This window comes from Pseudomonas sp. R4-84, from assembly GCF_054130985.1.
Genome location: NZ_CP096390.1, coordinates 4479938 through 4491684, shown reverse-complemented (window position 1 = coordinate 4491684; position 11747 = coordinate 4479938). Strand labels below are relative to the sequence as shown.

General features: G+C 60.6%; 9 protein-coding genes. 2 read left to right on the top strand and 7 right to left on the bottom strand.

Annotation, left to right across the window (positions count from 1 at the left end; translation table 11 throughout):
- Positions 1-10 precede the first annotated feature (10 nt).
- Positions 11-874, top strand: coding sequence for an efflux RND transporter periplasmic adaptor subunit (locus M1D68_RS20485; RefSeq protein WP_434560497.1), 864 nt, complete (start codon positions 11-13; stop codon positions 872-874).
- 35 nt (positions 875-909) lie between these two features.
- Here the strand turns inward: M1D68_RS20485 and M1D68_RS20480 are convergent, their stop codons facing one another.
- Positions 910-1734 (bottom strand): SDR family oxidoreductase, encoded by an 825-nt coding sequence (locus M1D68_RS20480; RefSeq protein ID WP_457968129.1) that lies wholly within the window; start codon positions 1732-1734, stop codon positions 910-912.
- Between the two features lie 31 nt (positions 1735-1765).
- A complete protein-coding gene (locus M1D68_RS20475) occupies positions 1766-2230 on the bottom strand; it encodes a multidrug transporter (RefSeq protein ID WP_457968128.1) in 465 nt (154 codons plus the stop codon).
- A 166-nt stretch (positions 2231-2396) separates the two neighbouring features.
- Between M1D68_RS20475 and M1D68_RS20470 the strand changes: the two genes are divergently transcribed.
- Positions 2397-5267 (top strand): RHS repeat domain-containing protein, encoded by a 2871-nt coding sequence (locus tag M1D68_RS20470; RefSeq protein WP_457968127.1) that lies wholly within the window; start codon positions 2397-2399, stop codon positions 5265-5267.
- Positions 5268-5358: 91 nt separating this feature from the next.
- Here the strand turns inward: M1D68_RS20470 and M1D68_RS20465 are convergent, their stop codons facing one another.
- The 5 genes from M1D68_RS20465 to M1D68_RS20445 all read right to left on the bottom strand — a co-directional run bounded on the left by M1D68_RS20465 (position 5359) and on the right by M1D68_RS20445 (position 11741).
- Positions 5359-6810 carry a mannose-1-phosphate guanylyltransferase/mannose-6-phosphate isomerase gene (locus M1D68_RS20465; protein WP_420765398.1) on the bottom strand — a complete coding sequence of 484 codons (1452 nt, stop codon included), beginning with the start codon at positions 6808-6810 and terminating at the stop codon, positions 5359-5361.
- 152 nt (positions 6811-6962) lie between these two features.
- Positions 6963-7628 (bottom strand): alginate O-acetyltransferase AlgF, encoded by a 666-nt coding sequence (locus M1D68_RS20460; protein WP_420765397.1) that lies wholly within the window; start codon positions 7626-7628, stop codon positions 6963-6965.
- A 14-nt stretch (positions 7629-7642) separates the two neighbouring features.
- Positions 7643-8818: an alginate O-acetyltransferase gene (locus tag M1D68_RS20455; RefSeq protein ID WP_457968126.1), complete on the bottom strand. Its 1176-nt coding sequence runs from the start codon at positions 8816-8818 to the stop codon at positions 7643-7645.
- An 11-nt stretch (positions 8819-8829) separates the two neighbouring features.
- Positions 8830-10395, bottom strand: a complete 1566-nt coding sequence (locus tag M1D68_RS20450; RefSeq protein ID WP_420765395.1) for an MBOAT family O-acyltransferase — start codon at positions 10393-10395, stop codon at positions 8830-8832.
- Positions 10396-10616: 221 nt separating this feature from the next.
- Positions 10617-11741: a mannuronate-specific alginate lyase gene (locus tag M1D68_RS20445; RefSeq protein ID WP_420765417.1), complete on the bottom strand. Its 1125-nt coding sequence runs from the start codon at positions 11739-11741 to the stop codon at positions 10617-10619.
- Between the last annotated feature and the right edge of the window lie 6 nt (positions 11742-11747).

The window sequence follows — 11747 nt, the reverse complement described above, 5'->3', positions numbered from 1 at the left end:
GATCGATGCGATGAAAAAGTTTTTCAGCCTGCTGGCGACGTTGTTGATCGTGGCCCTGGCGCTGTGGATCGGCCGGACATTGTGGGTGCATTACATGAACACGCCCTGGACCCGCGACGGCCGGGTACGGGCCGACATCATCAATGTCGCTGCCGATGTCAGCGGGGAGGTGGTCGAGGTGCCGGTGCGCGACAATCAGTTGGTGAAAAAAGGCGACCTGTTGATGCGCATCGACCCCGAGCACTACCGCATCGCGGTGAAGCAGGCGCGCTCCCTGGTGGCGTCACGCAAGGCCACCTGGGAGATGCGCAAGGTCAATGCCCATCGGCGCGCCGATCTGGACAGCCTGGTGATCTCAAGGGAGAACCGTGACGACGCCAGCAACATCGCCGATTCAGCCCAGGCTGACTACCAGCACGCCCAGGCGCAGCTGGAGGCGGCCGAGCTGAACCTGGCCCGCACCGAGGTTCGCGCGGCGGTGGACGGATACGTCACCAACCTCAACGTGCACCGTGGCGACTACGCGCGCATCGGCGAGGCAAAAATGGCCGTGGTGGATATGAATTCGTTCTGGGTCTATGGCTTTTTCGAAGAGACCAAGCTGCCCAAGGTGCGGGTCGGGGATTCCGCGCAATTGCAGTTGATGAGTGGCGAGGTGCTCAAGGGCCACGTGGAAAGTATTTCCCGGGGGATCTACGACCGCGACAATCCCCAGAGCCGTGAGTTGATCGCCGACGTGAACCCCACGTTCAACTGGGTACGGCTGGCCCAACGGGTGCCGGTGCGCATTCATCTGGACGAAGTGCCGGATGACGTGCTGCTGGCGGCGGGGATGACCTGCACCGTGGTGGTGGAGCCATACAGTCACCGCTAGTTCCCTCGCCACAACGGCAAATAAGACCGGAACGATTACAGTAACCGACCCAAACCGAACCGCTTCATCAAGCCTTTCTCCAGCAACCCCTTGGGCAGCAGGCCGGCCATCAGCGGCAATGCACGACTGCCATTGCCCAGGCGCAGCAGGCGGGGTGGCTTGGGCTGTTGGATAGCCTTGAGCAGCGCGGCGGCGAATTCGCTGGCCGGGGTCGGGTTGTCCTGGGATGCCTTGGCGCGGGCACGAATGCCGTCGCGCAGCGGCCACCAGGGCGATTGCTCACTGATCAACTGTTCGGCCTCGTGCCCGGCGTTCTTGGCGAAGCTGGATGCGATGGCGCCGGGCTGGACTTCCATCACGCGGATGCCGAACGGCGCCAGTTCCATGCGCAACGCATCGCTCAGGGCGTGTACCGCTGCCTTGGAGGCGCAGTAGGCGCCGGCGAACGGAGTGACCAGCACACCGGACACGCTGCCGATATTGACCACCAACCCCTTGGCCTGGCGCAGCACGGGGAACAATGCGCGGGTCACGCCGACGATGGCGAACACGTTGGTTTCGAACTGGCGCTGCATGGCCGGCACGCCGCCGTCCAGCAGCGGGCCCATGGCGCCATAGCCGGCATTGTTCACCAGCACGTCGAGGCCGCCGTGTTGCTGGTTGATCCGCTCGCTCAACTGCTCCAATGCCTGGCCGTCGTTGACGTCCAGTTGCACCGCTGTGAAGCCGGCAGCGCTTAGCTGCGCCACGTCTTCGGCCTTGCGCGCACTCGCCCAGACCTGATAGCCGGCGGCCTTGAACGCGTCGGCGAGGGCGCGGCCGATGCCGCTGGAACATCCGGTGATCAACGCAACGGGCATGGCGCTTTCCTTGGGTAACGTTGTGATGGAATCAGTTGGAAAAACTACCCTGCAACCGCTCGGCACGAAACTCCAAGGTTTGCGGGCGATAGCCGGGGCGCAACGGCGGCAACGGCAGGCAGTCTTGCCAGTCGGCGCCTGGTTGCAGTTCGCCAGGGCCGCGATAGCGGGGTGAGCTGTAGACGTTTTCGGCCAGGTTGATGGTGTCGCCGGGCGCGTAGGCCGCTATACGCCAGTGCAGCTCGGTCAACGGCACGTCGTTGCCATTTTTCAGGCTCAACGACAGCGGACGATTAGCAGGGCAGCGCTCAGGCGCATAGGCAATGCGCACATCCAGGCGATCCAGTTGCCGGGTTTCGCGGTTTTCCTGCCAAAGCACCCACGCCGCGACCAGCCCCAGCCCGACGAACGCCGCCAGGGAAACCGGCAAGGCCTTGGCCGGGTAGCGCAATAGCAGGATGAGCCAGGTGATGACCAGCGCGACGCCGATAAGCATGTTGAAGCCTCCGTTCCTATCGCCACATCCTACCGAAGGGCGCGGGCGATGGATATTCATCAGCCCTGCACCGTCCGTCGTCACTGTCATACATGACAGTAGGCAGCCTTGCGCGACCGTTGGTTAGATGTGCCGGGTTACCTGGCACTTTACGGAGCTGCTGCTGATGGGCATGGATTATCGAACGCCGACGTTAATCGCTGTCGACTCGCGTAGCTTGCCGGTTCGTTCGATTGGCTATTGCCGCAGCCGTGCGGATAGCCCCGCGCAGCGGCGCATCAACCGCAGCCTCTTTGACGTGGCTGGGCACACGTTGAAACAGTGGGATCCACGCTTGTGGGCCTTGCAGGAAACGGGCGAATCGACGCCCGCCAATCTTTCAGCGGTTTATTCGCTGTCCGGCACTACGCTGCAGGCAGACAGCGTCGACGCGGGCATCCAGACGGGTCTGCCCGGTCTCGCCGGCGAAGGCTTGCTGGGTTGGGATGGACGAGGCACGCAGCGTGAGGTCATACATGACAACCTGTTGCGTCCCGTGGCCGTATTCGAGCAAGGCGACGGGCAGCCGCGCCGGTGTACCGAACGCCTGACGTATGGCTATCCGGGCCAGGGCGATCAAGCCCACAACCAGTATGGGCAATTGATCCGCCACGACGACACGGCGGGCACCTTGTCACTGGCATCCTTTGCCTTGACCGGGCAAAACCTCATGCAGGATCGCCGCTTCATCCTCGATGCGGCTCTGCCCGATTGGCCGGAAGCCGAGGGCGATCGCGAGCACCTGCTGGAGCCGGGAGACGGCGCCGTTTCGACGTGGCGCGTTGGGCCGTTGGGTGATGTGCTGGAGCGGGTCGACGCCAGAGGCAATCGACAACGGCAAGGCCTTACGCTCGATGGCCGGCTGTCAGGCAGCCAATTGCTGTTGGAGGGGCAAGACGATTGGCAGGCGTTGGTGAGCGACATTCGCTACGACGCCCAAGGACAAATCGAGCAGGAAACAGCCGGCAACGGCTTGCTGACTTCACTCACGTATGACCCAGAGGACGGACGCTTGTCGGAACGCCAAGCCATGCGTGCCGACCATGTGCTGCAACATTTGCGCTACGACTACGACCCGATGGGCAATGTGCTGAGCATCGAAGACCAGGCCCAGCCGATCCGCTACTTCGCCAACCAACGCATCGATCCGATCAGCCGCTTCACGTACGACAGTCTTTATCAACTGATCGAAGCCACGGGGTGGGAGGCGGGAACGGTCAACCAGGGCCCCGACTCGCTAGGACGCAACGACCCGGCGGCGGTCAGCAATTACCGACAGGCCTACCGCTACGACGAGGCCGGCAACCTTTTGGAGCTGACTCACGTCGGCGCCCAAAGCCATGGCCGGGAAATCAAAGCGGCTCGCCACAGCAATCGCTGCCTGCCTTACCGCAACGGCGTGCCGCCCACCGAGGATGAAATCGCCGCCGCGTTCGATGCACAGGGCAATTGCCTGGAGCTGGACGCCGGTCGGTTCCTGGCCTGGGATCTGCGCAACCAGTTGAGGTCGGTCACGCCCATCGAGCGCGACTCGGGGCTCAACGACAGCGAAGCGTATGTCTACGACGGCGGCGGACAACGGGCGCGCAAACTTCGCACCTTGCAGACCGGCACCCGCACGCTGGCTGCCGAGGTGCGATATCTGCCGGGGCTGGAACTGCGTGCCGACAGCGGCACGGGCGAGGCATTGCAAGTGATCGTCGCCCAGGGCGGGCTCAGCGAGGTTCGGGTCCTGCATTGGGAAAGTACGCCGCCGACCGGAGAGAACGACGCTTACCGGTTCAGCGTTGCCGATCATCTGGGCTCGGTCGGCCTGGAGGTCGCCCTTGATGGGCGGATCATCAGCCGTGAGCATTATTATCCTTTTGGCGAGACGGCCTATTCGGCTGGTGAAAATGCGATCGAGGTGGGGTACAAGACGGTTCGTTATTCGGGCAAGGAGCGGGATGCGACGGGGCTTTATTACTATGGCTTTCGTTATTACGTCCCGTGGTTGCAGCGTTGGGTTAATCCGGATCCGGCGGGGGCGGTGGACGGTTTGAATCTATACGCGATGGTGGGAAACAATCCGCTGACATTTGTGGATACGGATGGGCGCATAAAGGAAGAGGCGGCGAGTGATAAAGGAAGTAAAGCGTCGTTCATACCCGGTCCTCCGGCGTTCAATCTGCTGCCATTTATTTCCCAACCGCCTTCTGCGCCGGGGCCTCCTCCGCCACCGCCTTTAGCGCCGGGCCCTCCGCCCCCACCTGGGGCAGGCGCGTCCTCCGCTTTATCGATGGCTCGTCCACCGGAGCAGGGCGAGATATTTTCGCCCATTAACTTAGCGCCTCCTGAGGTGCGGGATTATGAGCCCACAGCTTCGTGGAACGTAGAAAATTATGTGGATCTTACTGAGCTTTCCAGGAGGATAAGCGATAGATTCAAGCTGCCAATACAGGTAATTGCCTTAGAGCAAGTTTCACAGCATCAACTTAATACACTGATGAGTGCGGATAGGCGTATGAATCCAGACGGAAAATATCTTGAATTTGGATCTCCCGCATGGACGGCACCCGAAGGGCGGATTTATATGGTGGAGGACGCACCGGATTATTCGAATAACGGTCAGATTGATGCGGATAAAATTATTTCGACCATTATTCACGAAAGTCTGCATTTTTCCTCCTTTGAACATGTAGGTCTTCAGGCGGAAACTGATACGAATGTGGACTATGGTAATTATGATGAGTACGTAACGGACTATTTCGCCAACGAAATTTTTACTGAAATGTTTCCCGGTAGAGTCTACAAGACCCAGTATTTTACAAGGGTGAACAATCAATACCAGCAATGGGGCGGCAATATGTCTAAATATATGATTGACTCCGGCCATATAACGCGTACCGACCTGGAAAATGCGTACTTTCGAACAGGGAAGCTGAAAAAACTGTCAGCTTCATCAATGTCAAAATGGCAAGGCTTTGCCAAGCAGAATCGAAGACCTCTGAGAATGTGACCAGGCAAAAAAAGCCCCCACCCAACCCACTGCGGATAGGGGACGCAGCGGGCTGGATGAGGGCTTCTTGTCTGGCTGATCGTTGCTGATCTTATTGGGCGATAGTCTTCACCGACACGCCGCGCTCCAGTGGGGTGGAACGACCGTAGATATCTTCGAAGCGCTCGATGTCGTCTTCGCCCAGGTAGCTACCAGACTGCACTTCAATGATTTCCAGCGGGATCTTGCCCGGGTTGCGCAGGCGGTGAACCGACGCGATCGGGATGTAGGTCGACTGGTTTTCGGTGAGCAGGAACACGTTCTCGTCGCAGGTCACTTCAGCGGTGCCGCTGACCACGATCCAGTGTTCGGCGCGATGGTGGTGCATTTGCAGCGACAGGCACGCGCCCGGCTTGACCGAGATGTGCTTGACCTGGAAGCGACCGCCCATGTCCACCGAGTCATAGGAACCCCACGGACGATAGACCTCGCAGTGGTTCTGGGTTTCGGTGCGGCCCTGGGCATTGAGGGTGTTGACCAGCTGCTTGACGCCTTGGACCTTGTCCTTGTGGGCGATCATCATGGCGTCCTTGGTCTCGACCACAACGATGTTGTCCAGGCCGATCACCGACACCAGCTTGCCGTTGCCGTGGATCATGCAGTTGCGGCTGTCCTGGACCACGACGTCGCCCTTGGTGACGTTGCCGTTGGTGTCTTTGGCATTGACTTCCCACAGCGATGCCCAGCAACCGACGTCGCTCCAGCCCGCCGACAGTGGCACTACGCAGGCGCGCTGGGTTTTTTCCATTACCGCGTAGTCGATGGAGTTGTCCGGGCAGCAGGCGAAGGTGGCGTCGTCGAAGGTGATGGTGTCGGCGGTCTGCTCGCTGCGCTCAAGGGTCAGCAGGCAGGTGTCGTAGATGTCCGGATCGTGTTTTTTCAGCTCTTCGAGGAAGCGACTGGCGCGGAACAGGAACATGCCGCTGTTCCAGAAGTAACCGCCGGCTTGGACGAACTCGGTAGCGCGCTTGACGTCGGGTTTTTCGACGAAGTGGGACACGCGGCTCACGCCTTCAGGCAGCAAGGCGTCGTTGGTCGACTTGATGTAGCCGTAGCCGGTTTCCGGCTTGGTGGCCGGGACGCCGAACAGCACCATTTCGCCACGCTCGGCCGCCACGGTGGCCAGGGCCAATGCGCGTTGCAGGGCTTTCTGATCCTCGATGACGTGGTCCGCCGGCAGTACCAGCATCAGTTCGTCGCGGCCTTCGTTGACCAGCATCATCGCGGTCAGAGCCACGGCCGGCGCGGTGTTGCGACCGAACGGTTCCATCAGGATGCGCTGGGCTTCCAGATTCTGGGCGGACAGCTGCTCGTTGACGATGAAACGGTGCTCTTTGTTGCAGACCACGATCGGCGTGTCCATGCCTTCGAACACCAGGCGCTCGAGGGTCTGTTGGAACAGGGTGTGTTCGCCGGTCAGGGCCAGGAACTGTTTAGGGAATTGCTTGCGCGAAAGCGGCCAAAGACGTGAGCCACTACCACCTGACAAGATCACCGGAATCATGTTTGTTACTCCTTTGAAGCAAAAATGGTTTTAGAGCTACTGCGTTCTGTCGTTTCACTCTCTTGTTTTTGTTCCGTATCCGAATGACACCTGTGTCCTGTGGGAGCGAGCTTGCTCGTTCCCACAGGTGAAGCGTCAGTCAGAAAAACTCATCAGCGGGTGGACACCGGGCGCTTGACCCAGACAGGCGACAGGCTGCTGCCAGAACCAGTCACGTACAGTACGGCCGCTTCGCCGCGCTCAAGGGCTACTGGCTTCACATCGCCGACTTTCTTGTCGCCTTCGTACAGAGCCAGGGACACTTTCACCGGGTTGATTTCACGTTCGCCACGGCCCTTGGCCGCTACCTCCTTAACCACGTCGGTCTTGCCGTCGGCGGTCTTGAGGGTCAGCTTCTTGTCGCTGAGGTTCTGTACGCGGACCAGGGATTTCTGCTTGTTCTTGAACGGTGGTTCTTCGATCAGTTGTGGCTGGCCGCTGGCGTTGTTGACCAGGGTGTAATAGTGATCGGAGGCCAGTTTAACCGGTACGGTCTGGCTGCCTACCTTGGCGCTGTAGTCGCCGCCAGGCATGAAGCTGAAGTCACTGCTGGCCAAGGGGGCGACGTCGCTGATGTTAGTGCTGCCGACGGTGGCGCTGACTTCGGCGTTGCTGGCGTTGTAGACCCGCACGAAGCTCGAGCCTTTCGGCGCGACAGGGCCATACAGGGCCGAGTCACCGGCGAAGGCTGAGAAGGAAAGGGCGCTCATGCTGGCGACCAGGGCAACGGCCTTGAAGGAGCGAGCAGCGAGACGACGAGGAGTAGTGTTGAAAGTCATGATGGACCTCTCTTTCAGTTTTGCGCCCGGTCGGGCGTCTCGGATTGTGTGTTAGCAGCTACGTTCTGTTGGCGGGTGCCGGCTTGCTTGAGTTCGGCGACCCATTGCGGATCGGCGTCGCCGATCTCGTTGTTCACGGGCAGATAACGTTCAGGAAACTCCCAGATCAGCACCTGTGGCGGGCTGTTCTTGAAGGCGTCGCTCTTGAGGTAGCTGAGCATCGGTAGAATCGGGCCATGGCCGTCTTCGGCGTAGTTGACGACGTCGCTGTGCAGCGCTTGCTTGAGAGCACCGACGAAGTTCCAGTTGGGGTTGGCGCTGTAGCTGGTGCCGATCAGCGCCACGGGCACCTGGGCATCGGCGAACAACGCGTCACCGCTGGCCGGCTGGTCGTCGGCTTCGCGGGTGTTGCGCTTGACTAGCGGCTCCTGGGCCGGCATCAGGTTTTCGAACAGGGGATCGAGCGGCAGGAACTGACGCAGGTCGCCCTTGTGGATGATCTTCTCCGCAGGCTCGGTGACAAAACGCTGTGGTTCGCCATTCAGTGGTGTGCGTTCGGCAATGGCTTTGGCCAGATGTTCCGCGGCAATTTGCGCGCCTTCCGGCGTCCAGTGAGTGTCGGTGCGCAGGAACACTTGCTGGCCGCTCTGCTTGGCCTGTTGCAGCGGGCCGAGCAGATCAGGAGCGAGGATCTTGTCCGTCGCCACGCGGGCGTGGAAGTCCTGGTACAGGTTGGCGTGGATGCTCGACGGCTTCACTTCACCCAGGTGCTCGGGATACAGCCGCGCCTTGGCGGGCACGATCGCCATGACCAGGGTGATGCCTTGTTCCTTGAGCTTCTGGCGCACGCCTTCGATCAGCGCGTAGTTGCCTTGCAGGTTCTGCTCTTCGTTGACGATCGGGTTGAACTCTTCGTCGCTGAACAGCCACTGGTCGCGGCCCAGGACCACGCCCTTGCGGCCTTCGTTGAACAGTTTGTAGTCCAGCGCGGCCCAGATGTTGGTGCCCAGGCGCTTGATCGGGAATTCATCGTCGTAGTGCGTTTCCACGGCCTTGGCCCAGCGACCGTTGAGCACGGTCGCATCGGGGTTGGTGCTGAAGCCTAGGAAGCTGCGCATCGACCAGATACCCAGCGCCGTCAGGATCAACATAAACAGCGCGACGTAGAAGATGCGTAATGAGCGGGTCATGTCCGGATCCCTCAGAACTGGAAGTAAAGGAACGGCGAGAAGCTTTGCGCCGACAGTTTGAGAATCGAGGCGATGAACAACAGCAGTACCAGGGCGCGCATCACATAGCGTGACCAGTCCACGGTCCAGTAGGCCGGTTGCACCTGGGCTTCGACGCCCACGGTGTAGCCGGGTTCATGGATGGTCGACGGGTTGTCGCCCGGTACGGCTTTGATCAGCCCCGGTTGCGCGGTGGCCGGGCCATTGGCTTCGGCGCTCACCTCAGGCTTGGCCTTGACCGGCGGACGGTTGGTGTAGAAGTCCCGCAGGCCGAAGAAGGCGAGGGTGATGTAGGCCACCGCCAGCGTGGCGATCTGCAAACCGGTGAGGTTGGCGCGGGTCAGTTCCGACAGCGACCAGTCGTTGAAGCTGAACATCGCGCCGTACATGCGGCCGGCGACGTGCAGGTTCTCGGCGCGGAAGATCACCCAGCCCATCACCACCAGCAGGAACGTCAGTGCCCAGCGGATCGGGTTGATGCTGCGCGGGTTGGTGTCGATGCCCACGGCTTTTTCGATCGCCAGCCAGATCCCGTGCCACGCGCCCCAGATCACGTAGGTGATGTTCGCGCCGTGCCACAGACCACCGAGCAGCATGGTCAGGAACAGGTTGCGATAGGTCATCAGCGTGCCTTTGCGGTTACCGCCCAGGGTGATGTAGAGGTAATCGCGCAGCCAGGTCGACAGGCTGATGTGCCAGCGACGCCAGAACTCGGTGATCGATTGGCTGATGTAGGGCTGCTTGAAGTTTTCCATGAAGCGGAAACCCATCATCAGGCCTAGACCGATGGCCATGTCGCTGTAGCCGGAGAAGTCGAAGTACAGCTGCGCCGTGTACGCCAGGGCGCCAAGCCAGGCATCGCCCGTGGTCGGGTTCTGCAGAGCGAAGCAGTGGTCCGCCACCACCGCCAGGGTATCGGCGATGAAGACTTTCTTGATGAAGCCCTGCATGAAGCGCGTGCAGCCTTCGGAGAATTTGTCCAGCGTATGGGTGCGGTTGTTGAACTGATCGGCCAGGTCACGGAAACGCAGCACGGGGCCTGCGATCAAGTGCGGAAAGATCGCCACGAATGCCGCGAAGTCGATCAGGTTGCGCGTGGCCGGCGTATCACCGCGATACACGTCGATGATGTAGCTGATGGACTCGAAAATGTAGAACGAGATGCCGATCGGCAGCAGCACGTGGGTCAGGATGAACGGGTTGAGCCCGAAGCTGGTGATGATCGCGTTGAGGCTGTCCACGCCGAAGTTGGCGTACTTGAAGTAGCCCAGGATGGCCAAGTCCACGCCCACGCCGAGCAGCAGCCAGCGCTGGGCCGGCTTGGTGCGCACGCCGGCGGCACCGACTTTCAGGCCGATCCAGTAGTTCCACAGGGTGACACCGGCGAAAAGGGCCAGGAAGTCCACGCGCCACCAGGCATAGAACACATAGCTGGCGATGAGCAGCAGCAGGTTGCGATAGCGTTGCCCGCTCAGGTAGTACAAGCCGAGAAAGATCGGCAGGAACAGGAACAGGAACACATTGGATGAAAATACCATCCCGATCTCTCCTTGTTGAATCAACAGTCAAGGGCCAGAGCCCCCCCAAACCCCCCCATGAAAACCGGGGGGTTATTGCATTTGAAACAGACCACTTTCCCTTGTGGGAGCGAGCTTGCTCGCGATAGCAGTGGTTCAGCTTGCATCGCAGTCGCATGTGCCGCCGTCATCGCGAGCAAGCTCGCTCCCACAGGGTTCCCTTTCAGGCAGGGAGACCAGTGTCAGCTTCCTTTCTCGCCTTTCTCCCGCGAAGGGTCATACACCCGGGTCAGGTCCCCGCCGAGGCGGAAGGTCTTGAACGGTTGCATTTCGTGCTTGCGTTCCAGCACGTCCTCGGAGCAGGTGTAGAGGCTGCAGAACGGTTCGAGCCAGGCGAATTTCGAATCGATCTTCAGATCCTTCATGTCCTGTTCTTCGCCGTTTTTCTCTTCGAAGATGTCCGGGTCTTTCACCCCGGCGAGCACTCGTTCACCCAGTCGCTTGAGGGCACCGTTGTTTTCCTGGCGCAGGTCCACGCCGTTGACCTGGGCGAAGCTGGCGATCATCGCCAGCGGTGGCAGGGCGTAGTTGTGGTAGGACAGGGCGCGTTGCTTGCGCTTGAGTTCGTTGGGCAGATAGCCCTCGGCATCAACCTGGTTGGCGCCGACCTTGTATTCCTTGACGGCCCAGTCGAACAGGTCGCGACGGTTGGTCGCCACGGACGTGGCCATGACCGACCAGGCGGCCCAGTACGAATGGTTGTTGATTTTCTCCAGCGGCAGGTTGTCCCAATCGCTGACCACCTGGTCGGCCATCTTGCTGAACCAGGCTTCGATCAGTTGCGCCTGTTCTTGATGGTTCGCCAGCGGGCGCGACTCGGAGAACTTCAGGCGCACATAGGCCGAAGCCATGCTGCCCAAGGCCCATTTGCGCATGGACTTGCCGGTGTGGTTGAAGTCCTTGGACATCAGCGCATCGGCCTTGGCCCAGGCGGTCAGCCAGTTCAGCGTGCATTCAAGCTGCTCGGGACGACCGTCGCGCATGAACTGCATGACTTGTTTGCTCACGCCGCGCTCGATCCTGGTGATGTCGGCGGTGCTGTCGCGGAAGGCTTTTTCCGATTGCAGGTTCAGCGTTGCGCGAGCTTTGTCGGAGCCCTCGTATTTGCTGCGAAACTGCAGCGAGCCCGTGTATGGCGTCGGCACTGCCTCGCAGCCCTTGCCGCCGTCGCCTTCCTTGACCTTTTCAATCGGTGCGAAGTAGCCCTGTGGCGGGCGCAGTGGCGCCGCGGCCTGCGTGGCCCCGGCGAACATCGCCAGGGTCAGCAGGGACGGAGCCAGCAGCGTTTTCAACGTTCGGGTGCGCATGGTTCT

What these genes read in the sequence shown, in the direction of transcription:
- M1D68_RS20485 (WP_434560497.1), top strand. Translation starts at nt 11, where the DNA reads ATGAAAAAGTTTTTCAGCCTGCTGGCGACGTTGTTGATCGTGGCCCTG.
- M1D68_RS20480 (WP_457968129.1), bottom strand. Translation starts at nt 1,734, where the DNA reads ATGCCCGTTGCGTTGATCACCGGATGTTCCAGCGGCATCGGCCGCGCC.
- M1D68_RS20475 (WP_457968128.1), bottom strand. Translation starts at nt 2,230, where the DNA reads ATGCTTATCGGCGTCGCGCTGGTCATCACCTGGCTCATCCTGCTATTG.
- M1D68_RS20470 (WP_457968127.1), top strand. Translation starts at nt 2,397, where the DNA reads ATGGGCATGGATTATCGAACGCCGACGTTAATCGCTGTCGACTCGCGT.
- M1D68_RS20465 (WP_420765398.1), bottom strand. Translation starts at nt 6,810, where the DNA reads ATGATTCCGGTGATCTTGTCAGGTGGTAGTGGCTCACGTCTTTGGCCG.
- M1D68_RS20460 (WP_420765397.1), bottom strand. Translation starts at nt 7,628, where the DNA reads ATGACTTTCAACACTACTCCTCGTCGTCTCGCTGCTCGCTCCTTCAAG.
- M1D68_RS20455 (WP_457968126.1), bottom strand. Translation starts at nt 8,818, where the DNA reads ATGACCCGCTCATTACGCATCTTCTACGTCGCGCTGTTTATGTTGATC.
- M1D68_RS20450 (WP_420765395.1), bottom strand. Translation starts at nt 10,395, where the DNA reads ATGGTATTTTCATCCAATGTGTTCCTGTTCCTGTTCCTGCCGATCTTT.
- M1D68_RS20445 (WP_420765417.1), bottom strand. Translation starts at nt 11,741, where the DNA reads ATGCGCACCCGAACGTTGAAAACGCTGCTGGCTCCGTCCCTGCTGACC.